Origin of the sequence: Sulfitobacter sp. TCYB15, from assembly GCF_040435955.1 — a bacterium.
GTDB classification, from domain to species: domain Bacteria; phylum Pseudomonadota; class Alphaproteobacteria; order Rhodobacterales; family Rhodobacteraceae; genus Sulfitobacter; species Sulfitobacter pontiacus.
Genome location: NZ_CP159193.1, coordinates 2,348,690 through 2,371,837 on the forward strand (window position 1 = coordinate 2,348,690; position 23,148 = coordinate 2,371,837).

22 protein-coding genes are annotated in these 23,148 nt (G+C 61.4%); 6 read left to right on the forward strand and 16 right to left on the reverse strand.

Going from position 1 to position 23,148, the window contains the following annotated elements; translation table 11 throughout:
* Window positions 1-32: 32 nt before the first annotated feature.
* The 4 genes from murC to ABM428_RS11265 form a co-directional block, all read right to left on the reverse strand.
* The gene (gene murC, locus ABM428_RS11250) at window positions 33-1,448 is read right to left on the reverse strand and encodes a UDP-N-acetylmuramate--L-alanine ligase (protein WP_074634492.1); all 1,416 of its coding nucleotides are present in this window, start codon (window positions 1,446-1,448) and stop codon (window positions 33-35) included.
* A complete protein-coding gene (locus tag ABM428_RS11255; RefSeq protein WP_132997314.1) occupies window positions 1,445-2,545 on the reverse strand; it encodes a glycosyltransferase in 1,101 nt (366 codons plus the stop codon). The genes murC and ABM428_RS11255 overlap by 4 nt, the downstream gene beginning before the upstream one ends.
* Entirely contained in the window at window positions 2,542-3,711 is a 1,170-nt protein-coding gene (ftsW, locus tag ABM428_RS11260) for a putative lipid II flippase FtsW (protein WP_353627945.1), read from the reverse strand. Before ftsW ends, ABM428_RS11255 begins: the two co-directional genes overlap by 4 nt.
* A 111-nt stretch (window positions 3,712-3,822) precedes the next feature.
* The gene (locus ABM428_RS11265; RefSeq protein ID WP_005854133.1) at window positions 3,823-4,350 is read right to left on the reverse strand and encodes a redoxin domain-containing protein; all 528 of its coding nucleotides are present in this window, start codon (window positions 4,348-4,350) and stop codon (window positions 3,823-3,825) included.
* A 113-nt stretch (window positions 4,351-4,463) separates the two neighbouring features.
* On the opposite strand from ABM428_RS11265, the gene ABM428_RS11270 reads away from it, so the two are divergent.
* On the forward strand, window positions 4,464-5,645 hold the full coding sequence (locus ABM428_RS11270; protein ID WP_353628351.1) for an NAD(P)/FAD-dependent oxidoreductase: 1,182 nt from the start codon (window positions 4,464-4,466) through the stop codon (window positions 5,643-5,645).
* Window positions 5,646-5,816: 171 nt separating this feature from the next.
* A complete protein-coding gene (locus ABM428_RS11275; protein ID WP_037964042.1) occupies window positions 5,817-6,200 on the forward strand; it encodes a nuclear transport factor 2 family protein in 384 nt (127 codons plus the stop codon).
* Window positions 6,201-6,418: 218 nt separating this feature from the next.
* On the opposite strand, the gene ABM428_RS11280 is transcribed toward ABM428_RS11275, so the two are convergent.
* The 4 genes from ABM428_RS11280 to ABM428_RS11295 all read right to left on the reverse strand — a co-directional run bounded on the left by ABM428_RS11280 (window position 6,419) and on the right by ABM428_RS11295 (window position 9,677).
* Window positions 6,419-7,621 carry an MFS transporter gene (locus tag ABM428_RS11280; RefSeq protein ID WP_353627946.1) on the reverse strand — a complete coding sequence of 401 codons (1,203 nt, stop codon included), beginning with the start codon at window positions 7,619-7,621 and terminating at the stop codon, window positions 6,419-6,421.
* Window positions 7,622-7,721: 100 nt separating this feature from the next.
* On the reverse strand, window positions 7,722-8,807 hold the full coding sequence (locus ABM428_RS11285) for an FAD-dependent oxidoreductase (protein ID WP_353627947.1): 1,086 nt from the start codon (window positions 8,805-8,807) through the stop codon (window positions 7,722-7,724).
* Window positions 8,807-8,995 (reverse strand): hypothetical protein, encoded by a 189-nt coding sequence (locus ABM428_RS11290; protein WP_353627948.1) that lies wholly within the window; start codon window positions 8,993-8,995, stop codon window positions 8,807-8,809. The genes ABM428_RS11285 and ABM428_RS11290 overlap by 1 nt, the downstream gene beginning before the upstream one ends.
* Before the next feature lies 1 nt (window position 8,996).
* Complete coding sequence (locus ABM428_RS11295) at window positions 8,997-9,677, reverse strand: cupin domain-containing protein (RefSeq protein WP_132997320.1); 681 nt, start codon at window positions 9,675-9,677, stop codon at window positions 8,997-8,999.
* Window positions 9,678-9,803: 126 nt separating this feature from the next.
* On the opposite strand from ABM428_RS11295, the gene ABM428_RS11300 reads away from it, so the two are divergent.
* The 3 genes from ABM428_RS11300 to ABM428_RS11310 all read left to right on the forward strand — a co-directional run bounded on the left by ABM428_RS11300 (window position 9,804) and on the right by ABM428_RS11310 (window position 12,042).
* Entirely contained in the window at window positions 9,804-10,349 is a 546-nt protein-coding gene (locus ABM428_RS11300; RefSeq protein ID WP_132997321.1) for a TetR/AcrR family transcriptional regulator, read from the forward strand.
* A gap of 175 nt (window positions 10,350-10,524) precedes the next feature.
* Window positions 10,525-11,526 (forward strand): YHYH protein, encoded by a 1,002-nt coding sequence (locus ABM428_RS11305; RefSeq protein WP_240790818.1) that lies wholly within the window; start codon window positions 10,525-10,527, stop codon window positions 11,524-11,526.
* A 12-nt stretch (window positions 11,527-11,538) separates the two neighbouring features.
* Window positions 11,539-12,042, forward strand: coding sequence for a hypothetical protein (locus ABM428_RS11310; protein WP_353627949.1), 504 nt, complete (start codon window positions 11,539-11,541; stop codon window positions 12,040-12,042).
* Window positions 12,043-12,302: 260 nt separating this feature from the next.
* Here the strand turns inward: ABM428_RS11310 and murD are convergent, their stop codons facing one another.
* Complete coding sequence (gene murD / locus ABM428_RS11315; protein ID WP_353627950.1) at window positions 12,303-13,706, reverse strand: UDP-N-acetylmuramoyl-L-alanine--D-glutamate ligase; 1,404 nt, start codon at window positions 13,704-13,706, stop codon at window positions 12,303-12,305.
* Window positions 13,707-13,752: 46 nt separating this feature from the next.
* Between murD and ABM428_RS11320 the strand changes: the two genes are divergently transcribed.
* Window positions 13,753-14,664 carry a glutaminase gene (locus tag ABM428_RS11320; RefSeq protein ID WP_289091200.1) on the forward strand — a complete coding sequence of 304 codons (912 nt, stop codon included), beginning with the start codon at window positions 13,753-13,755 and terminating at the stop codon, window positions 14,662-14,664.
* A 160-nt stretch (window positions 14,665-14,824) separates the two neighbouring features.
* On the opposite strand, the gene mraY is transcribed toward ABM428_RS11320, so the two are convergent.
* The 7 genes from mraY to mraZ are packed head-to-tail and all read right to left on the reverse strand — an operon-like array spanning window position 14,825 to window position 22,505.
* Window positions 14,825-15,907 (reverse strand): phospho-N-acetylmuramoyl-pentapeptide-transferase, encoded by a 1,083-nt coding sequence (gene mraY / locus ABM428_RS11325; protein ID WP_005854153.1) that lies wholly within the window; start codon window positions 15,905-15,907, stop codon window positions 14,825-14,827.
* Window positions 15,908-15,938: 31 nt separating this feature from the next.
* Window positions 15,939-17,375 (reverse strand): UDP-N-acetylmuramoyl-tripeptide--D-alanyl-D-alanine ligase, encoded by a 1,437-nt coding sequence (murF, locus tag ABM428_RS11330; protein WP_353627951.1) that lies wholly within the window; start codon window positions 17,373-17,375, stop codon window positions 15,939-15,941.
* Window positions 17,372-18,853 carry a UDP-N-acetylmuramoyl-L-alanyl-D-glutamate--2,6-diaminopimelate ligase gene (locus ABM428_RS11335; RefSeq protein ID WP_132997326.1) on the reverse strand — a complete coding sequence of 494 codons (1,482 nt, stop codon included), beginning with the start codon at window positions 18,851-18,853 and terminating at the stop codon, window positions 17,372-17,374. The genes murF and ABM428_RS11335 overlap by 4 nt, the downstream gene beginning before the upstream one ends.
* 16 nt (window positions 18,854-18,869) lie before the next feature.
* A complete protein-coding gene (locus ABM428_RS11340; protein ID WP_005854159.1) occupies window positions 18,870-20,657 on the reverse strand; it encodes a penicillin-binding protein 2 in 1,788 nt (595 codons plus the stop codon).
* Complete coding sequence (locus tag ABM428_RS11345; protein ID WP_005854161.1) at window positions 20,654-21,007, reverse strand: hypothetical protein; 354 nt, start codon at window positions 21,005-21,007, stop codon at window positions 20,654-20,656. The genes ABM428_RS11340 and ABM428_RS11345 overlap by 4 nt, the downstream gene beginning before the upstream one ends.
* Window positions 21,004-21,996 carry a 16S rRNA (cytosine(1402)-N(4))-methyltransferase RsmH gene (gene rsmH, locus ABM428_RS11350; protein WP_037945057.1) on the reverse strand — a complete coding sequence of 331 codons (993 nt, stop codon included), beginning with the start codon at window positions 21,994-21,996 and terminating at the stop codon, window positions 21,004-21,006. The genes ABM428_RS11345 and rsmH overlap by 4 nt, the downstream gene beginning before the upstream one ends.
* A 5-nt stretch (window positions 21,997-22,001) precedes the next feature.
* Window positions 22,002-22,505 (reverse strand): division/cell wall cluster transcriptional repressor MraZ, encoded by a 504-nt coding sequence (gene mraZ / locus ABM428_RS11355; protein WP_081781250.1) that lies wholly within the window; start codon window positions 22,503-22,505, stop codon window positions 22,002-22,004.
* Between the last annotated feature and the right edge of the window lie 643 nt (window positions 22,506-23,148).

Genomic DNA, 23,148 nt, shown 5'->3' on the forward strand with positions numbered 1-23,148 from the left:
GACCGGCCCCCGTATGATGGGGTCCGCGCCATTCAGACGGCTTCCTTCTTCAAGGATTCAAGCGCGGCAGGCAAGGCGTTGGCCCAGGTGCTGATTGTCCCTGCCCCAAGGCAGACAACCATATCCCCCGGCCCTGCCTGTTCGCGGACCAGCCGCGCCAGATCATCCTCGCTTTGGACGGCGCGGGCGTGGCGGTGACCATGACGGATCAACCCTGCGACCAGATCATCGCGCCCTGCGCCCTCGATCGGGGCCTCACCCGCGGCATAGACCTCGGCGATGCCAACAACATCGGCATCGTTGAAACAGGCGCAAAATTCCTCGAAATGGTGGTGCAAACGGCTGTAGCGGTGGGGCTGGTGGACCGCGATCACGCGCCCTTCGGTGGCCTGACGTGCGGCTTTCAGCACGGCGGTAATCTCGACCGGGTGGTGACCGTAGTCGTCGATGATCGTCACGCCATCCACTTCGCCCACTTTGGTAAAGCGACGGTTCACGCCGCCGAACCCGGCAAGCGCGGCACGGATTTCTTCGGTTTTCATGCCAAGGTGGCGCGACACGGCGACCGCCGCCATCGCGTTTGACACGTTGTGATCCCCGGGCATCGGCAGGCTGCAATCCTTGATCGTGATGCCTTCGGTCTGGAACATGATATCGAAATGCGCCACGCCCGCCTTGTAGTGCAGGTTGACTGCCCGCACGTCGGCCTGGGTGTTGAAGCCATAGGTCATGACACGGCGGTCGGTGATCTTGCCGACCAAAGCCTGCACCTCGGGGTGGTCAATGCAGCAGACCGCCAGCCCGTAGAAAGGAATATTCGAGACGAAATCCAGAAACCCTTTGCGCAGGGTATCGAAGTCGCCCCAATGCTCCATATGCTCGGGGTCGATATTGGTCACGATGGCAATGGTCGCGGGCAGACGGTTGAAGGTGCCGTCGGATTCATCCGCCTCGACCACCATCCACTCGCCCTGCCCCATCCGTGCGTTCGACCCGTAAGCATGGATGATCCCACCGTTCACAACCGTCGGATCGATCCCGCCGTTGACCAGCAGTTCGGCCACCATCGTCGTTGTGGTGGTCTTGCCGTGTGTTCCGGCCACCGCGATGTTGGATTTCAGGCGCATCAGCTCTGCCAGCATCTCGGCGCGGCGCACGATAGGAAGGCCCGCCACCCGTGCGGCATCCAGTTCAGGGTTGCCCGGCTTGATCGCCGAAGAGATCACGACAACCGCGGCCCCTTCGATATTCGCGGCCTCCTGCCCTTCGAACACCGTCGCGCCAAGGTCCACCAGACGGTCAGTGATCTTGGTCGATTTCAGGTCCGACCCCTGCACGCGGTAGCCGTGGTTCAACAACACTTCAGCAATGCCGGACATGCCGATACCGCCAATACCCACGAAATGGATCGGGCCCACATCGGTGGGGAGTTTCGTGGCTGCGTTCATCGTTTCTTTCCTTCGGTTGCCAGGGTTTCCACCATCTGGGCGAGCTCTTCTGCGGCGTCCGGCTTGGCGACAGACAGGGCGGCGCGCGCCATCTGCTGCGCGCCCTCTGCGTGGGTCAGCACCATTTCGATCTGAGCCCGCAGACTGTCAGGGTTGGCCATGTTTTCGGGCACCATGATCGCGGCACCGGCGTCCACCAATCCACGGGCATTGGCTGTCTGATGATCGCCCGTCGCCGCCGCAAAGGGGATCAGGATCGAGGGCCGCCCGATGATAGAGATATCGGCAACGCTGGACGCGCCAGCGCGGCTGATCACCAGTTGGGCTTCGGACATGCGCCGCGGCACGTCATGGAAAAACGGTTGCACATCGGCATTGATCCCGTTTTCGGCGTAAAAGGTAGCGACCCGCTGGCCGTCCTCGTCCCGCGCCTGATGGCTGACGCGGATATTGCGCAGCAGCTCCATCGGCAGATCGGCGATGGCGGGGGGGATCACCTCGCTCAAGATGCGCGCGCCCTGGCTGCCGCCCATCACCAACAGCTCCATCGGGTAGTCACCCGGCGCGATATAGCCCGCGCCCGCACGCTCCAACACCGCGGCACGCACCGGATTGCCGGTGTGTTCGGCGCTGACACCATCGGGCAATGTGGTCGGCCATGTGCCGCAAGCCACGGCATCGACATGTTTCGAAAACAGATCATTGACCCGACCGAGCACGCCGTTTTGTTCGTGGATCATCCGGGGCTTGCGCAGCACCCAGGCCGCTGTCAGCGCGGGGATCGACGGATACCCGCCAAAGCCGACAACCACATCGGGCTTGTCGCGCAGCATACCGAAAATGCCGCCAAGCACACCGCCCAGAATACGAAACGGCGCGATGGCCTTGGCCACCAGACCGCCGCGCGCGAAAGTGGCGCTGCTGACCTGCTGAATCTCGACCGCCTCGGGGAAACCGCCGGTATAGCGCGCCCCCCGCGCGTCGGTGGACAGCTTTACCCGCCAGCCCCGCGCCAGCATGACTTCGGCAAGCGCTTGGGCGGGAAACATATGCCCGCCTGTCCCTCCTGCGGCGATGACCAGCAGCGGCGCCGTCATCGGGCACGGCTCCGGCCCAATAGATCAGAGATCTGGCCCTGTGGTCGGGTCCGGGTAAACGCCAGCAACATGCCCACGGCGATGCCAGAGGCAATCACCGACGACCCGCCGTAGCTGACAAAAGGCAGCGTCATACCCTTTGCGGGCAGCAGCCGCACAGCCACGCCCATGTTGATCATCGCCTGCACGCCGAACATGCAGGCCAGCCCGGTGCCCGCCAGACGGATAAAGGGATCCCGCTCGCGCACCAGACGCAGCAGCGACCGCACCACGATCACGGCGTAAAGCGCGATCACACACATCACGAGGATCAGGCCGTATTCTTCGGCAGCAACGGCGATGATGAAATCGGTATGCGCATCGGGCAGCGACCATTTCACCTGCCCCTCGCCCACGCCGACCCCGAACAGACCGCCTTCGCGGATCGCATCGGTGGCATAGCCAAGCTGCGTGCGCGGATCGATGTCGGGCGACAGGAACCCATCAATCCGCCGGGCAAAGTGTTCAGAGTTGGAATAGGCAAATGTCCCCGCCAAGACGACCAGCCCGGCCATGCCCACCAGCAGCACCAGCGGCGCACCGGCGACGAAATACATGACCCCCCAGCCGAACAGGACCAGACAGGCCTGACCAAAGTCGGGCTGCAACGCCAGCATCAGGACGATGGAAATACACAGCGCAAAGGACCACGTTTTGCCCGGAGGGCCGTTGATCTCGAGCGCGGCCGCCATCATCCACGCCGCAACAACGACAAAACCGGGCTTGAGGAACTCTGACGGCTGGAAGGACGCAAAGCCCATGGAATACCAGCGCACAGCACCTTTGCCAAAGTCGGTGCCAAAGAACGGCAGCAAGGCCAGCGCCACAAAGGACACCAGAAAGCCGACAATCGCCAGACGCCGCACCATCACCGGCGTCATCATCGATGTTAGCACCATGGCAATCACGGCAAGCACACCGAAAATAGCCTGTCGCTGCACATAGTGAAAAGAGTCAAAGCCGTTTTTCGCGGCCAACGGCGGGGAGGCCGCCAGCCCCAGCAACATGCCCACGGCAAACAGCAGGAGGATGCAGGACATCGCCCATTTGTCGATCGTACGCCACCATTTGGGAAGAATCGGTTCGCCATCCCGAACGGGAACCGCGCCATAGACCATTTCTGTCATGGGACCTGCCTTACACTGCCTCGTTCCGCCCCTTTTCGGGGTCTATCTTGCAGTGTAGCGCGAAAGGTCACGCGGGGCTAGTCTGTTTTAATCAGCCCCGCGCAAAGCTGCCTATGCCCCTGCGTGCGTGCCGCGGATCGGATAGTCGTTGTCACGCACAAACTTGATCCCGTTCAGCAGCCCCTCCAGATCAGGCCGCGCGAAGGGCGCGTTCGAGATGTCGAGGATCTGGATATTGCCGTCGCCATTCACCACGAAAACGCCGGGCTCTGCGAAAGGCTGATCGGTTTCTTGCGGGCTGCGCGGGTCAGAGACATAGAGCCCCAGTTCGCGCATCTGTGCGATGCTCATGTCATAGCCGATGGTTAGGGATAGATCCTGCTCTTGCGCCATCTCGCGCGCCTTGTCTTTCGGGTCACCCGACACGGCAACAACGTCCACACCTGCCTTGTTGAAATCCGCGACCAGCCCGTCCAGCGTCGACAGGTACTTTTTGCAGATCGGGCAATGCAGACCGCGATAGACGACCACCAGCTGCCAGTCATGATCGCCCCGCGGGGTGCCAAGGGTCAGCATGCCGCCTTGCAGCTCTGCCACGGTCAGTTTCGGGAATGCGTTACCTGCGTCCAATACGTTCATCGGGTCTCTCCTTTAATTGCTTCGTCTCTCACGGAATTAGTCTTCATGCGCCGGGTTACCACCCCGCTCACGGCCACTTGACCGGCTTGCGTGGCGGGGGCTATGGCGGGGCCATGCAATATGACACGGTAATTTTAGGCGCAGGGGCCGCAGGCATGATGTGCGCGGCCCACGTGGGCGGATCGGTGCTGGTCGTGGATCACGCCAAAGCACCGGGCGAGAAAATCCGCATTTCGGGCGGCGGGCGCTGCAATTTCACCAATATGCACTGCACGCCCGATGCCTTCATCTGCGCCAACCCCCATTTCGCCAAATCGGCGCTGGCACGTTATACGCAGTGGGATTTCATCGAACTGGTAGACGCGCATGGGATCGCGTGGCACGAAAAGACCCTCGGCCAGCTCTTCTGCGACACTTCCGCCAAAGAGATCGTCGCCTTGCTGCGCGGCCTGATGCAAAAAGCCGGTGTTGACCTGCGGCTGCACAGCACGCTGACCGATATCGCCGCGCGTGATGCCGGATATAGCATGACCTTGCACACGCCCGACGGCACCACGCCGATCACCACGCGCAACTTTGTCGTTGCCTCTGGCGGGAAATCCATCCCCAAGATGGGGGCGACGGGGCGCGCCTATGAGATCGCCGCGCAGATGGGCATCCCCGTCACCGACATACGGGCGGGGCTGGTGCCCTTCACCTTTACCGACGCCCGTTTCGCGCCCATATCGGGCACCGCAACGCCCGCGCGGGTGACTGCTCAAGGCCCCTCCTTTGACGAAGCCTTGCTGTTCACCCACCGTGGCCTCTCGGGCCCTGCCGTGCTGCAAGCTTCAAGCTACTGGACCGAAGGCGCGCCGATCACGGTGAACCTGCTGCCAGACAGTGATCTGCTGACCAAGCTACGTAGCCAACGCCAGACCTATGGCCGCCGCAACCTGACGACAGAGCTTTCCCACCACCTGCCCGCGCGGCTGGTGGATCATCTGTCGGGGATCATGGACCTTGGCGGCAACCTCGCCGATTGGTCGGATGCAAAACTCGGCACCCTGATCGACACGCTGTCGCATTGGGTGATGACCCCTTCTGGCACCGAAGGCTACCGCACCGCCGAAGTCACCCTCGGCGGGATCGACACCGACGCGCTGTCCTCCAAAACACTGGAGGCCAAGACACGCCCCGGTCTCTACTTCATTGGCGAGGCCGTCGACGTGACCGGATGGCTGGGCGGCTATAACTTCCAATGGGCCTGGTCCTCCGCCATGGCCTGCGCCGCAGATATCGCACAGAAGGAATAGCTTCCAAATGGCCCTAAATCCCGGGGGAGCCGCCATAGGCGGCGGGGGCAGCGCCCCTAGCCCGACACCAACGACCCAAAGCTGTCATCGACAGCATGGAAGCGACCCCGCAATGCAGCTTCCCCAATGCAGACATGCGCCACACTATCGGTAAATTCAGAAAGGAAGACCATGCGTGACCCAGAAACCGACAAGGCCAACGTCATCGCCTTTTACGAAATGATGTTCAATGATTGCCGCCCCGCCGACGCCATAGCGCGCTACGCCGGAGCGCAGTACATTCAGCACAATCCCCATGTGGCGGACGGCAAGGCGGCCTTCGTTGACTATTTCGAACGGATGGCCCGCGAGCATCCGGGCAAACATGTCGAGGTCAAGCGGTCATTCGTGGACGGCAATCATGTGATCCTGCACTGCCATCAGCTATGGCCCAACGGTCCCGATTATGCAGGGATGGACATTTTCCGTCTCGATGATCAAGGCAAGATCGTCGAGCATTGGGACGTGCTTCAGGAAATGCCTGTACAGAGTAACAACGACAACGGGATGTTTTGATGCAATGAATGCCGTGCGAGCACAGCAATGAAAGGCCAAAGCTATGCGTTGGCATTTTTGCCCAGGGCCGTGCCGCAAGCCCTTTAACAGCGTCGACAATCAACGTGCCGCCAACCCCAACAAGCGTCGCAGTTATAAGAACTTGTGACGCAGGCATGTTAAGTTCTTCCTTGAGGTTGGCGGTACGTTGCAGTTTTTGAGACAATATTGGCACCGCCCTATAAGCGTCGCGCCGCTTGCCAGACCAATGGCGCAAGCACGATGGCGATAAAGGGAAACATCAAGAGATTGATGAGATGCCATCCCGACGCCTGCATCAACGCGCCGGAAAAGAACGAAAGCGCCGCGACTGTGCCGAAGACGGCGAAATCATTAAGTCCTTGGGCACGCCCGCGCTCGGCCTCTGTATGCGCGGCAGCTACCATCGCAGTCGCTCCGATGAAGCCAAAGTTCCACCCGATCCCAAGCAGGATGAGAGAGATAAAGAAATGCCTCAGATCCAGACCGGTCAGCGCAACAGCACCTGAAATGCCGATGATGATCAGGCCAGCGGCGGTGACCTTTTCCTTGCCGAACCGGGCGATCAGCTTGCCCGTCACAAGGCTTGGCGCGAACATCGCCAGCACATGCCACTGAATACCCCAGGCTGCGTGGTCAATCGAATGCCCGCACCCGACCATCGCCAGCGGTGCGGCCGTCATGATAAATGACATAAGCCCGTAAGACACCACGCCAGCGGCGACCCCAAGCATGTATTTAGGCGACGCCAGAAGTTGGAGCACGGTGCGCCCCCCGTCATCGGAAGACGTTTGGGCTGTCGCTGCGGGTTGGCGGCCCCTTAACCGGGTCAGAACAAAAAACGCGATGAGCGCCAGCGCCGCTTGGCTCAGGAAACTGCCCGCAAAGGGCACGCCCGGCACAGCGTCGCGCGTGGCAATGACCAGTTGCGGGCCGATAATGGCAGCGATCAGCCCGCCGACCATGACCCATGAAATGGCGCGCCCCCTGTCTGCCCCTTCGCGCCCGTCGGCAGCTGCGAAACGGTAAGACTGTACATAGGACGCATAGAGCCCCGCCAGAAACGTTCCCAAACAGAAGAATATGAACGCCCCAAAGGATATCGCACCAGCGGCGACCAATCCCGACAACACGCCGATCATCGCGCCCAGAAGATAACCGCTGCGCCGCCCGTATTGTCGCATGATCCAAGCGGCAGGCACCGTTCCAAGGGCAAGCCCAAGATTATAGATGCTGACCGGCAGGGTCGCCAAAGCAGGGTCAGTCGCGAGATCCTGACCAACCAATCCCCCCAGCGAGATCACAATCGGTCCGCTGGCAGCCCCTAAAGATTGGGCGAGGATCAGCACCGTCAGGTTGCGGCGGAACCCGGCGGTTTCAGTCCGGTCTATTGTCCGAGTCATTATATGTCATCCGTATGGCCACCATGCCCGTTGGATTGGCTTGGCGCGGCGTGTTTTCATTTTTCTATTGAATGCCCAAAGTCATGCGGGCGGGTTGTGATCAGGTCTGCATGGGGTCGTGCAGCGCCAGCGTGCTTGCCGCATGTTCGGCCGCCTCTAATGCGCCCTCCAGAAAGCCTCCGAATTCCGGGGCGGTTTCGGTCGACGCAAATATCATCCCGCGTGCTGACAGGGCATGCAGGTTGGACGGCAAACCATAGCGGGGGTGGCTTCGGACCGGCTGTCGATCCTGTGGGCGCGCGATGTGGGGAATGGTCGCCCAGTCTTGCAAAACAAGGTGCATCGGGTTGGCCATTTCCGGACCGAACAGCGCCGTAAGCTGCGTCACCGCAAGGCGCATCATCTCATCTTTGTGCTGGACACGCGCATCCGCAGGAACCCCGACAAAACCGAAGAGCGCATAGGGACCGCCCAGCCTTGGCGAAGCATCGTGGATTTCGACCATCGGCCCCTGCTGGCTCATGGCGTCGCCGGACAGCCCGGCATGTCGCCAATGAGGCTGATCGTAAACCGCGACGATCTTGGCCTGACCAGCCATCCAGGTCGGCAGGTTTTGCAAAGCCTGCGTTTGGGCCGCATCCAGCGCGGGGTCAAAGGAGACGGTATCGGCAATGACCCGAGGCGGCATGGCCATCACGATCCAGTTGGCCTTGATGATCTGCGCTGTGCCGTTTTGATCAACCTGCGCCGTGATGTTGCCCGCCGAATGGTCGACCGACGTCAGTCGCGTGCTGGTCACGATCTTCGCCGGATCCAACCCTTTGGCCAAAGCATCGACCACAGAGCCGATCCCACCGGCCAAGCGGTAGGCCCCCTCCATAGAGGCATAGCCGCGCCCGCGCTGCACGGTGCCGTTTTGCTCTTGATAGACCAAGTCACCAGTTGAAAACTGCCCGAACACCGGGATCTGAAAACGTTCCGCGAGAGCTGCCATGCGCGGCTGGCCCGGCCAGAACCACGCAGGCCCAAGGTCGAAGGCACCGCCCGAAAACTCCTGTGTAAGGATGCGCCCGCCAAGGCGGTCCTGCGCTTCAACCAGCAAGAAATCGCGGCGTTGGCGGGCCAGATGGTCGGCAAGCGCAAGACCCGACAGGCCGCCGCCCACAATCAGAACATCGGTCTGCATCAGAACGCCTCTCCCATCGGCCTGAGGTCCAACTCATGCGTCCAGGCGGACCGAGGTTGATCCGCCAGCGCCAGATAGGTGCGGGCAATATCGGCTGGTTTCATCATCCGTGCGGGGTCCATTCTGTGCAGGGCGCGGTTAGCAAGACCGGCACCCGCCCCGCCAATGATTGCAAGTGGGTCTGCCATCTCAGCCCCCGACATTCGGGGCTGTTGGCGTTTCCGCAAGATGGCCGGATTTGACCCAAAGCCGCGCGCCCTCGGGCCCGGAAACGGCGCTCAGCGGCGTGTGGGGCGGTAGGCGCAGCCAGGAATTGACCCCGAAGACCTCATCCCCTTCGATAAAGCTTCCTTCGACCACAAGGGCTTCGAACCCGCTGTGGCCGGCCTGTGTCACTGCCACGTTGGGCTCCCAAAGCTCGATCCGCACCCGTTCGTGCGCATCCGCGAACAGCGGGATTTCTGAAACACCCGCACGCACCGGCTGCGGGGTCTGGGTGGTGGTGTCTATGGTGATCTGCTGACGGTCATCCATGTCGAACTGCCACAGCTTGACGAAAATCACCGCCCCCTCGGCAGAGCTTGGGGTGTGCGAAGACGTCGGCGGGTTGCGCACATATGTGCCGACCGGAAAGTCACCGTGTTCATCCTGAAACACGCCCTCAAGCACCAGAAATTCTTCGCCGCCCGTATGGGTATGCGCCGAAAACGCGCTGCCCGGCGCATAGCGGACGATGGTCGTCGCCCGCGCGACCTCATCCCCGATCCGGTCCAGCATCCGCCGGTCCACGCCTTTCATCGGAGATGCGACCCACGGCTGGCTGTCCGAATGCACAACAGCGCGTTCATCAAAATTTGCGTTCAGGTCCATGGTACATCCTTCCGGTTCAGCGCGCAGCGGCGCTACATAGCTACCTATCAGTTGATAGGCTTCCAGCTAGATATTGCCCTCCTCGCTGTCAACACCTATCTACCACATGATAGACAGGAGCCCCAAATGCCGCAGACAATGAAAGACAAAATCCTCGACGCCGCTGAAAAGCGTGTCCGCGGTGCCGGTTTCTCGGCGATGAGCTTTCGCGACCTGGCAAGCGATGTCGGCATCAAAAGCGCAAGCGTTCACTATCACTTTCCGACCAAACCCGATCTGGGCGAAGCTTTGGTGGATCGCTACACCAGCCAGTTCAAAGAGCACCTTGAACAGATCGATACGGCCAGCTTGCAAACGGCGTTGGACAGCTACGTCGCGCTTTACTCTCAAGCGCTGGTCTTGGACGAAACCATCTGCCTTTGCGCGATCATGGGCGCAGAAGCGATCGGGCTGCCCAAGAATGTTAACCAGAAAACAAAGGCATTCTTCAAAATGAACAGGATGTGGCTGCTTGACCTGTTCCAACGCAATGGCGTCGAAAACCCCGAGGACACGTCCTGCCTCATCGTCGCGGCGCTGGAAGGCGGCATGATCGTTGCGTCATCCTCCGACGATCGTGCGATGTTCGACCAGATTGCCAAGGCCGCTATCCGAAGTATCGCCAAGATTTGACGTCGATACGGCAGCGCTCGAAAAATTCTAGGGCGCTATATTTCTCTATATTTCTGTTGAATAAAAACGACGGAAAGTTGGCACGCGTCCGTTTAAGACCTAGCTTCGGCTTGGCAGCGCCTCGACCCGAAGTTGGAAGTATAGATACCGACATCTCATGGGAGATCAGAAAATCATGTCCAAGAAAACTCTCTATGGGACAGCCGCCGCATCGGTTGTGCTGGCCGCCGCATCCCTAATCTATTCGCCTTCATCGGCTCAGAATGTGAAACAGTCGAATGACACTGCGGCGGTCGTTCAAGCGGCAAATTGGGCAGATCATGTCAAGATCACGGTCGATGCTGACGCAAAAACCTTCCGCTTCCAATCCAACGGCATCCCGGACCACGGTTTCGCGGAACAATATCTGATTCCAAGCGATCCCAACGATCAACCCTTTGCCGACAAGCCACTGGAATTCTTTGATGTGCAGAACTCTGCCGACTACTTCAAAGAGACCGAGATCGACGCGACAATCACAACGCAGCCGGTCTATTCGGATACATCAACGGACACCTCGCTGGGGAGAATTGGCGTGGCCTTGAGCGGCGCACAGATTTTCAACGACTATGAGAACCCCGACCGCTCCGTCGTTGCGATTGACGATCAGGTTGTTCATGATCACGTGGCATTTCTGGACAACTGCAACGGGCACACGCTCGTGGACGGGACGAATTACCACTATCATGGCATCCCTGTTTGTATTGCCGAGGCCGCGGCGCAGGCCGGGCAACATTCGCGGATGATCGGTGTTTTGGCCGACGGCTTTCCTGTCTATGGCAACAATGATGTCGGTGGCATTGTCGTGGTGAATGACGATCTGGATGCGTGCAGCGGCCACTCCGGCCCGACACCTGAATTCCCGGAAGGGATTTACCACTACCACCTCACGGCAGATGAAGCGCCCTATATGATCGACTGCTACCATGGTGAGGTCGACGTGGCCGCGAACAATGGCCCCGGTGGCGGTGGTGCCGCACCGGATTTTGCCGCAGTTGCCGATCAACTGGGCATCACAGAGGCTGAGTTGGTCGGGGCACTTGGTGACACGCGCCCGCCGGACTTTGCCGCGGCGGCTCAGGCACTTGGCGTCAGCGAAGACGACCTGCGCGCAGCTATGCCCGCACCTGGCCAGTAAAGACCGGATCTGGTGGAAAAACTCGCCTATGCCATAATCGGGGCGTCGATGGCTGTCGTAGTCATGACGCTTTTTCCGATGTCGCGCGCCCCCATGTCACCTGACATCGGCAAGGCAACGATGGATATGGCTAGCGCGCCCGGCGCGGTGCCAGCGCACCGGCATCCTCCGCGCGACGTCTCTGCCGAACTGCCACAGCCAAGCGTCACGCATCTGGTATTTCCGGACGTGATGGGCGGGTATAATGTTCAGATACTGCCCGTTCATTTCAAGTTCACACCCGCAGCGATCAATCACGCACCGAAAGACAACGAAGGCCATGCCCATATCTATGTGAATGGCTCGAAAATAGCGCGGGTCTACTCCAACTGGTATCATCTGTCGGGCACCTCACTGGTGCCTGGCGAGAATGAAGTCAGAGTGACATTGAACGCAAATGATCACAGCGCGTGGTCGGTGAACGGCGTTCCAATTTCATCAACCGTCAAGGTTTTCATCCCCGAGGCCAACCCATAGGTCGTCCCTCGAAAGAACGCCGAGCCTCTTGTCGCGCACGCCCGATACGCCGCAAGTAAATCTCGTCGGTTCTCGGCCGCAGACGATTAGGATCAAGACCTTTTTCTTCGATAGACGGCCTCGAAATCTGCATCCCCGAACAAGCCATCAATTATCCGATGACCCCGATCAAACAATCAGTCACGCGCCACAATCTGGACCGGAGCAGACCGAAACACCGCAATCATTACCCATTCGGCGCTCCTTCCCCATAAACGCAGTTACGTGTCCGTCAGATGCTTCTGGACCTGCGCGACAAAGTCCTCTCCGCGGCGCTCGAAACTGTCGTATTGGTCAAAGCTCGCCGCCGCAGGGGCCAGCAGAACGACGTCCCCCGCCTCGGCGTCCTCGACCGCGCGCGCGACCGCGACATCCATCGTGCCACAGACCTCGGCCTCGACCCCCAGTTTCATGGCGAACTGCGCCGCCTCGCGCCCGATCACATAGGCTTTGCGCACTGTCTCCAGCGGTTCTGACAAACTGCCCAAACCGCCATCTTTCTCAAGCCCGCCGCAGATCCAGCGGATGTTCCTGAACGCCGCCAGTGCCTTGACCGCGCTGTCCACATTGGTCGCCTTGCTGTCATTGACGAAGCGCACGCCGCCCGCCTCGCCCACGGTCTGGCTGCGGTGCGGCAGGCCGCCAAAGGAATGGAACGCCGCTTCGATGATCTTGGGCGCGAACCCCAGTGTGCGACAGGCGGCATAGGCGGCACAGGCGTTCTGGTGGTTATGCGCGCCGGGCAAGCCGGTAATGCTGCGCAGATCGATGGACCCGATCTGCTTGCCGCCGCGATATTCCGACAAGAAGCCTTTGCGCGCGAAGACCTGCCAACCAAGACCTGTAAGCTTGCGGTCCACCGACACGCGGATCACCCGGTCGTCGGCCGCCCCTTCGCTGAGCTGTCCCGCCAGAAAACGCCCTTCGGGTTCATCCACGCCAATGACGGCACGATCCGGCCCGCCTTCAGCAAAGAGCCGCCGTTTGGCCGCGAAATAGCCGCCCATGCCCGCATGGCGATCCAGATGATCGGGGCTAAGGTTGGTGAAGACGGCGACATCCGGCGTCAGATTGCGCGCCAGATCGGTCTGGTAGCTAGACAGCTCCAGCACCACGACCTCGCCGTCAATGGCAGGCTCTATGTCCAGCACGCCGCGACCGATGTTTCCCGCCAGCTGCGTCGGGCGGCCTGCGTGTTTGAGAATGTGATGCACCAACGCCGAGGTGGTGGATTTCCCGTTCGACCCGGTGATCGCGATGATCTTGGGCACCACCTCAAAATTATCCCAGGCCAGCGTCGCGAAGCTTTGAAAGAACAGACCGATGTCATTGTCCACCGGCACACCTGCGTCCTGCGCGGCGACGATCACCGGGTTCGGTGCCGGATAAAGATGCGGGATGCCGGGCGATACGATCAGCCGCGTGATATCATCAAAGACGCCGGCTTTGCCCAGATCCGCACAATCGAACCCTTCGGCCTGCGCGGCGGCGCGGGCGGCGGGGTTGTCATCCCAACAGATAGGCACAGCGCCCCCGGCGGCCAGCGCACGGGCCGCAGATAGCCCCGACCGCCCGAGCCCCAGAATGGCGACCTTTGCGCCGGTCAAACCTTGAACTGGTATCATGCCTGCTCTCCTGTTAGCGATGACCCTGAAACTTTCGGAGCCCCTTATGCCCCATCTGCCAGAGATTTTAGCCCAGCTCAACGCCGACATGCGCGCCACGGATGACTGGGGAGACGTGGCAGCCTATATCCCGCAGCTGGCCTCTGTCGATCCTGCACAATTCGGTATCGCGATCACCACCGCGGACGGCGAGGTCTTTACTGCCGGGGATGCCGATACGCCGTTTTCCGTGCAATCCATCACCAAGGTCTTCACCCTTGCCATCGCCCTTGGACGGTCAGGCGACCAGCTGTGGAAGCGCGTGGGCCGCGAGCCATCGGGGCGTGCGTTCAATTCCATCGTGCAGCTTGAGGCCGAACAGGGCCGCCCGCGCAATCCGTTCATCAACGCCGGTGCCATTGTCACCACGGACGAGGTGCTCACGGGCCGCGAACCGCGCGAGACCCTTGCCGAAATCCTGCAATTCGTGCGCGCCGCTGCCAGTGACGACGACATCCACATCAACGAAACCGTCGCGGCCTCTGAAACCGCCCATGGCCACCGCAACTTTGCCTTGGCGCATTTTCTGGCCTCCTGCGGAAACCTGAACAACCCGCCGGAGAAGACGCTCGGCACTTATTTTCACCACTGCGCCATCGACATGTCCGCGCGGCAACTGGCCATGGCCGGACGGTTCCTGATCGAAACCGACAAGCTGCCCCGCATGATCCTGCCGCCCCGCATCCGGCGCCTCAATGCGCTGATGCTCACCTGCGGGCATTATGATGGGTCGGGCGATTTTGCCTACCGCGTAGGGCTTCCGGCGAAATCCGGTGTGGGCGGCGGTATCCTTGCCATCGTCCCCGGCCGCGCCAGCATCGCCGTCTGGTCCCCTGGCCTGAACCGCTATGGCAACTCGAAGAAAGGCACCCAGGCCATGGCTCGCCTCGCGCGCGAAATGGGCTGGTCGATCTTCTGACGCCACCCGCGTCCAGCCTCCGCCGCCCTTCATTTTGCCAAATAAACTCCGGGGGACGCGGCCCCTTGGCCGCGCGGGGGCTGGCCCCCGTCCGCCATAAAAAAAGCGCGCCACATCCCTGCAGCGCGCCCTCTTGTTTCTTTCCGCTTTGATAAACGGCTCAGCGGACCTTCAGCGTCGCCAGCCCGATCATCGCGAGGATCAAAGAGATGATCCAGAAGCGGATGACGATCTGCGGCTCGGCCCAGCCTTTCTTTTCATAATGGTGGTGGATCGGTGCCATCAGGAAGACCCGTTTGCCCGTGCGTTTGAAATAGAGCACCTGAATGATCACCGACAGCGCCTCGACCACAAACAGGCCGCCAACGATGGCCAGCACCAATTCGTGCTTGGTGGCAACCGCGATGGCCCCCAAGGCCCCGCCAAGGGCCAGCGATCCGGTGTCGCCCATAAAGACCGCGGCGGGGGGCGCGTTATACCACAAAAAGCCCAGGCCACCGCCAAAGATACCGGCGGTAAAGACCAGAATCTCGCCCGTCCCCGGCACATAGTGCACGTCCAGATATTCGGTGAAATCGACGCGGCCGACGGCATAGGCGATCACGCCAAGCGCCCCGGCGGCGATCATCACGGGCATGATCGCCAGCCCGTCCAGCCCGTCCGTCAGGTTCACCGCATTCGCCGCCCCCACGATCACGATGATCGAGAAGGGCACGAACAGATACCCAAGGTTGATCAGCGTGTTCTTGAACACGGGCAGCGCCAGTTGGTTCTGCAGCTCTGCGGGGTGGAACTGCGCCGCCCAATAGGCCGCGCTGCCCGCGATGATAAAGCCCAGCAACAGACGCATTCTGCTGGAAACACCAGCGGTCGTTTGCTTGCTGACCTTGGCGTAGTCATCGGCAAACCCGATGGCGGCAAATGCCATTGTTACCAGCAGCACCATCCAGACAAACGGGTTGTCCAGCCGCGCCCACAGCAGGGTAGAGGTCAGCAAGGCCCCCACAATCAGCAGCCCACCCATGGTCGGCGTCCCCGCCTTGACAAAATGCCCCTCGGGACCGTCATCCCGGATCGGTTGGCCCTTACCCTGCCGCTTGCGCAGCACGGCGATCAGCGGCTTGCCGAACAGAAAGCCAAACACCAGCGCTGTCAGGAAGGCCCCACCGGCGCGGAAGGTGATGTAGCGGAAAAGGTTAAAGAAATCGCCGCCATCTGACAGGAGGGTCAACCAATAGAGCATCGTACGCGTCCTAACTCAAAATCTTGTGGGCTTAGCCCTGTCGTTCATTCGGGACCGGATGGCCCATTTTGCGGATCGCGTCAACGATCAGCCCCAGTTTCATGGACAAGGAGCCTTTGGCGAGCACAACATCGCCACTGTCCAGATGCGACGAAAGCGCGGGCAGCAGGTCGGCGGCAGTTTCGGCCCATTCCCCGCGTTGATGCGCCGGCAGCAGGTCATAGAGCGACTTCATCAGCGGGCCAACACAGTGGATCACATCCAGCTTTTTGGTGGCGTCGAGATGCGCGAGCCCTGCGTGCAGGGCGATCTCGTCCGGTCCCAGTTCCTTCATGTCGCCCAGATAGGCGATGCGCCGCCCCTTGCTGACGCGGCCGATATCATGGGTCACCTCGGCAGCGGCCAGCACCTCTAGGGCGGCGGCCATCGACGTGGGGTTCGCGTTATAGCTGTCATCAATCAGGTTCAACGTCAGATGGGTGTCGACCACGTCGAGATGGATAACCTCTCGCACGCCGCGCCCCTTATACGGTGTCCAGCGTCCCAAGGAGGCAGCAGCCAGCGCCAGATCCGCGCCCATGGCTTGTGCAGAGGCCAAGGCCCCCAAGGCGTTCATCGCGAAATGCCGCCCCGGCGTCCCGATCTTGAACAGCAGTGGTGTGCCGTCCGCGTCGGCGCGCACGACGGTGGTGTCGCCCTGCACCTGCACGTCCAGCAGTTTGTACTGATAGCCATGCTCGCCAAATTCGACCTCGCGCAGACGGCGATCCACGGCCTTGGCCATCAGGATCGCGGCGTGTTCGATGTCAGCGTTGATCACCGCCACGCCCCCCGGTTGCAGCCCATCAAAAACGGCGGCTTTCTCGACCGCGATTTCCGCGACATTGGCAAAGGCTTCCAGATGCACGGCGGCGACGGTGGTGACCATCGCGACATCCGGCTTGGCCATCTGCGCCAGCGGAGAGATCTCTCCGGGGTGGTTCATGCCGATCTCGATCACGGCATATTCTGTATCCGCAGGCATCCGCGCCAGCGTCAGCGGCACCCCCCAGTGGTTGTTATAGCTGTCGACAGAGGCATGCGCCCGCCCCTGGTCGGCAAAGATCGCAAGCAGCATTTCCTTGGTCGAGGTCTTGCCGACGCTGCCCGTCACCGCGACGACCTTGGCCTGCGTTCGGGCCCGCGCGGCGGCACCAAGCGCCTCAAGGCCCTTGAGCACATCCTCGACGATCAGCAGCGGAGCATCCTCGGCCACGCCCTCGGGGACATGGGTGACCAGCGCAGCCCCCGCCCCTTTTTCCAGCGCCATGGCGACAAAATCATGCCCGTCGCGCACGTCTTTCAGCGCGACGAACAGATCCCCCGGTGCAAGGGTACGGGTATCAATCGACACGCCGTCACAGGCCCAGTCCCCGATGGCGCGGCCACCGGTGGCGCTTTCGGCCTCTTTTGCTGTCCACAAGCTCATGCCAATCTCCCATCCAGCGCCGCGACGGCGACGCTGGCCTGTTCCACATCATCAAAGGGTAGCACATCGTCACCGATGGTCTGTCCGGTTTCATGGCCCTTGCCCGCGATCAGCAGCGCGTCGCCCGTGCCGATGGCGTCGATGCCCCGCAGGATCGCCTCGGCACGGTCGCCCACCTCGGTCGCTTCTGGCGCGCCCTCCATGACGGCGGCACGGATGGTCGCCGGATCTTCGGAGCGCGGGTTGTCATCGGTCACGAACACCAGATCCGCATGGGCCGCCGCCGCCTGTCCCATCAGCGGGCGTTTGGCGCGGTCACGGTCACCGCCTGCGCCCACGATAGCGACCAGCCGGCCCATGACATGGGGGCGCATCGCTTGCAGCGCGGTGGCAATGGCGTCGGGGGTATGGGCGTAATCCACAAACACCGCCCCGCCATTGTCCCGTGTGGCGGCAAGCTGCATGCGGCCGCGCACGGTGGTCAGATGAGGCAGCGTGTCGAACACATGGGCGGGGTCCGCCCCGCAGGCAATCACCAGCCCCGCCGCGAGCAACACGTTGTCCGCCTGAAACCCGCCAATGAGGTTCAGACGTTTCTGGTAGGTCTTGCCACGATAGCTGAACCGCAGGTCCTGCCCCGTCGCATCAAAGCGCTGGCCGGTCAGATGCAGATCGCCGCCGTCGCGCCCCACGGTGATCACCTCGCAGCCGCGGGCGCGTGCGATGGCGACAATATCGACCCCCTTGGGATCATCGATATTGATCACCGCCGTGCCGTCCTCGGGCAGCACCCGCGAGAACAGTCCGGCCTTGGCGTCGAAATAGGCGTCGAAGGTCTCGTGGTAGTCGAGATGGTCTTGGGTAAAATTCGTGAACCCCGCCGCCTTGAGCGTCACGCCATCCAGCCGCCGCTGGTCCAGCCCGTGGCTTGACGCCTCCATCGCGGCATGGGTGATACCGTTGGCAGAGGCCTCGGCAAGGGTGCGGTGCAGGGTGATGGGCTCGGGCGTGGTATGCGCCAGCGGTGCGGTCCATGCGCCTTCGACGCCAGTGGTGCCAAGGTTGACAGCCGCCACCCCCATCTCGATCCAGATTTGCCGCACAAAGGTGCTGACAGAGGTTTTGCCATTGGTGCCGGTGACGGCAATCATCGTCTGCGGCTGCGCGCCGTACCATAAGGCTGCCGCGCGCGACAGCGCCTCGCGGGGGGCATCGGTGACGACAAGGGCCGCGTCAGCCTGTGCCAGCGCGTTAGCGGCCAGCGTGGCCCCCTCGGCGTCGGTCAACACCGCCACCGCGCCCATGCGCAGCGCATATTGGATAAACTCGGCCCCATGGACCTTGCTGCCGGGCATGGCGGCGAACAGGGTGCCGGGCTGGACCTGACGGCTGTCGACGCTGATACCTGTAATGGGCGGGTTGCCCCCCCCTTTCGCGGTCAGACCAAGGGAGGATAACGGGACGGCCTGTGTGCCCATGGGGACGCTCTTTATATTAGTTGCTGCTGGAGAGCGTTATATCAGCGAGGCTGTCCGGTTCAACAGTCGGTCGCAGACCCAGCAGAGGCGCGACGCGACGGACCATTTCCGCGGCGACGGGCACAGCTGTCCAACCAGCCGTGCGGCGTGGTTTGTCGCCCGAGGTCTCGACAGGTTCGTCCAGTGTGACGATCAGCACGTATTTGGGATCATGCGCCGGGAACATGCTGGCAAAGGTCGCGATGACCGTATCCTCAAGATAGCCACCACGGGGGCCGGGTTTATCCGCCGTACCGGTCTTGCCGCCGATCTGGTAGCCGGGCACTTCGGCAAAGCTGGCCGTGCCTTCGGTCACCACCGCACGCAACATTGCGCGGGCATCCGCCGCCGCGCGTTCAGACATCACACGAGGGCCGACCACGGGGCCGGATTGCTTGCGCAACGTCGGGGTGACCTTGTGCCCGCCATTGGCGATAGCAGAATAGCCCGCCGCCAGATGCATCGGGCTGGAGGACAGACCGTGGCCATAGGAGACGGTTACGGTGCTCAACTCTTGCCAGCGCTGCGGCAGCAAGGGCTTGCCGCCAGAGGCTTCGACGATCTCGAAGGGGGTTGGCTCAAAGAACCCGAGGTTTTTCAGGAATTCCTGCTGACGCTCCGCGCCGATCTCAAGCGCAAGCCGCCCTGTCCCGCGGTTGGAACTGTGCACGATGATCCCCGTCACCGTCTGCTTGCCATAGTTCTTGCCGTGGAATTCGCCGATGCGGAAGCCGCCGACCTTCATCGGGCCAGAGGTGTCGATCACCGTATCCGCAGTGGCAATGCCAAGGTCGATCGCCTGTGCCGCGGTGAAAATCTTGAAGACAGAGCCAAGCTCGTAGACGCCTTGCACCGACCGGTTGAACAGCGGGCTGTCGGACGCATCGCCCGTGACGGCGGCATGGGGCCGGTCGTTGGGGTCGAAAGAGGGCAAGGATACGGCGCTGATCACCTCGCCCGTGTGGACATCCATCAGGACCGAGGTCGCCCCCTTGGCGTTCATCAGCTTCATGCCGCCATAAAGAATACGCTCGGACGCGGCCTGTACGGTCATGTCGATCGACAGTTCCAGCGGTTTGTTCCCATTGGCCGGATCGCGCAGATAATCGTCAAAGTATTTCTCTGCTCCCGCGACGCCGATCACCTCGGCGGCATGGACGCCCTCGCGGCCATAGCTGGCCCCGCCCATGATATGCGCGGCAAGCGACCCGTTGGGGTAAAGGCGCATGTCACGCGGTGCAAACAGCAAGCCCGGCTCGCCGATATCATGCACGGCCTGCATCTGCTCGGGGCTAATTTTCTTCTTGATCCACAAGAACTTGCGCTTGCCGGTAAAGTCGCGCAGCAGGCGTTCCTCGTTCAGGTCGGGGAACACGGCCATCAGCTTTTTCACGGCCCCCTGCGGGTCGATCATGTGGTGCGGCTGCGCATAAAGCGCATGTGTCTCAAAGTTGGTCGCCAGCAGATTGCCGTTGCGATCCACAATATCGGCGCGGGTGGCCGAGATCACGGAACCGGGTGCCGCCGCGCGCGGCTCTGTCGGGTCGGTGGTCGCCATGACCCCCATACGCGCACCCACAACGGTGAAGGCGCAGAAGAAGAAGACACCCAGAACCAGCAAACGCCCCTCGGCGCGCTGCCGCGAGGCGTCGCGCATCTGCTCGTGGCGGATACGCTTGTTCTCGCGCTCGATCGCATCGGGGTTTTCGCCCTTTTGACGGGCTTCAAGAATACGGGCCAGCGGGCGCAGCGGGGTGCGGATCATTCGGGGGCCTCCATCGAGGATACGTCAACGCCGTCGGTGATCTCGAACAGCGGCAGTTCTGGCAGCGGCGGGTAGCTCACCTGATCGATAGATCCGAACTGGTCGGGATGCAGCGGCAAGAGGTTCAGCCGGTCAAAGTTCAGCTCTGCCAGGTCGCGCAGACGGTCGGGGCGGTTCTGATAGGCCCATTCCGCCTTGAGCACGGCCAGACGGCTGTAGGCTTCGCGGATTTCATAGCGCAGGTCATCGGCATCACTCAGGGCTTGCTGGGTCGCGTAATTCTCGCGGTAAGCCCAGAAGGCCAGCCCGATCACCGAAAAGGTGGTTAGGATGTAAAGCACGGTTCTCATACGGTTAATCCCCTGACCATAGGCATGCCGAGTGCCTTGGCATCGATGCTGCCCGCAGGCGCATCAGTGCGAATTGCGACGCGCAGCTTGGCCGAGCGGCTGCGCGGGTTCTCTTCCAGCTCTTGCGCATCCGGCCCGATGGCCTTGCGCTTGAGGATCTTGAATTGCGGCGCTTCTGTTTCAATTTCGGGCGCAAAGCGATTGGCGTTGCCCCCTGCCCCCGCACGCGCCGTCAGGAAGCGTTTGACCATACGGTCTTCGACCGAGTGGAAGGTCACAACGGCCAGCTGGCCACCCGGTTTCAACGCGCGTTCCGCCGCCATCAACCCGTTGAACAGCTCGCCATATTCATTGTTCACCGCAATGCGCAGCGCCTGAAAACTGCGGGTCGCGGGATGCGACTGGCCGGGTTTCGAACGCGGCAAACAGCCTTCGACCAAGCCTGCAAGCGCCAGCGTTGTGGTGATCGGGGCTTCTTCGCGGGCACGTACGATCGCTTTGGCGATGCGGCGGCTGGCACGTTCTTCACCGTATTGGAACAGGATATTGGCAATCACCTCTTCCTCGGCCTCGTTGACGATATCCGCCGCCGAGGGGCCGTCCTGGCTCATCCGCATATCAAGCGGCCCGTCACGCATGAAAGAGAACCCGCGCTCTGCCAGATCAAGCTGCATGGAGGACACGCCCAGATCCAACACGATCCCGTCCAGATCCTGCGCATAATCGTCCATCTTGGAAAAGACGCCGCGCTGCATGACGATCCGGTCGCCATAGTCGCCGGCCCAGGCCTGCGCCATTTCAAACGCAAGCGGGTCACGGTCCACCGCCACCACCTGCGCAGCACCCGCGTCCAGCAGGCCACGGGTATAGCCGCCCGCGCCAAAGGTGCCATCCAGCCAACGCCCCGACACAGGGGCCACCGCCGCCAGCAAGGGGCGCAGCAGAACCGGTGTGTGCGGGGCGGAGGGGGTATCGCTGGGTCCGCTCATATCGATCAAGCCTCCGGCTTGCCGTCCAGGAAGGCCATCGGATCAAAGTCTTCTGGCAGATCGTCCAGCCACTCCTCTTCGCGGGCCTTTTCCTCGGTCTCGTAGGTTTCGGGCTTCCAGATCTGGAAGGTATCACCGGCGGCGATAAAGAATGCTTCGTTTTCCAGGTCGATCTTGTTGCGCAGCTTCGCTGGCAGAACCAGGCGGCCCGTTTCATCGACCGATGTGGGAAAGGACTGACCGTGGAACAGGCGCTGCAGCATCTTGCGTTCCATTGACCCGCGCGGCAGCGCGTCGATCTTGTCGTCCACCTCTTCGATGGCCTGCATGGTATAGCATTCAAGATAGCTGCGGCGGCTGTCGCCATAGACGATCACCAGCTCGGGCGTGCCACCGTTTTGCCAATTCGGGTCACCGGCTTCCAACACACGACGAAAAGAGGCTGGGATAGACACCCGCCCCTTCGTATCGACCTTGTGTTGGCTTTCGCCTCTGAACCTGCGGCTCACGTGTTTGTCCCTGCCTGCGACGCTTGTGCGCCCTAAAATCATGCCCCCGGCGGTAGATGTAGAAACGGCGGGCTGATCTGCTGCCACTGATCAACCCGCCGCCCGTCCCGCCTTGGCGGGGAAGTCCGACTGCGCGCGCCACCTGGGGGGATGTCTGCTCGCTCGCGCGCCGGATCTCTTGGTCTGATGAAAGCGAGGTGCCTGTATGAACCTGCTAGAGTTTTATTTGGTCGTTGGGGTCGTTTGGTGCCCCGTGTCTCGTTCTCATCCGATGTACTAGGGATGCCATGGGAATTGATGGGCGTCTATAAGTTTTTTGGGAAATACACACCAAATTTGGTTTTGCACAGGGTTGTAAATCAACATGTGGGAAAGAAATATCGGCCGTTTTTAGCTTATGTCGGCTAAATGCTAAATTCAGACACAACATATTGAGGTTAAAAACGCGTGCTGAAATTTCCCACAATTTCCCAACAATTTTAGACCACAGAGTTATCCACAACCTGTGTTCGCGGCTTGTTCCCCGATCGCAACACCAATTGCAACTGTTTTATCGCGCAAACTGAGGATTCCGCGCCTCAGACAGCCATTTTCCGCCGAATCACCTTGCCAATCCGGCAGGGTCCAGCCGGCGATCTCCCAT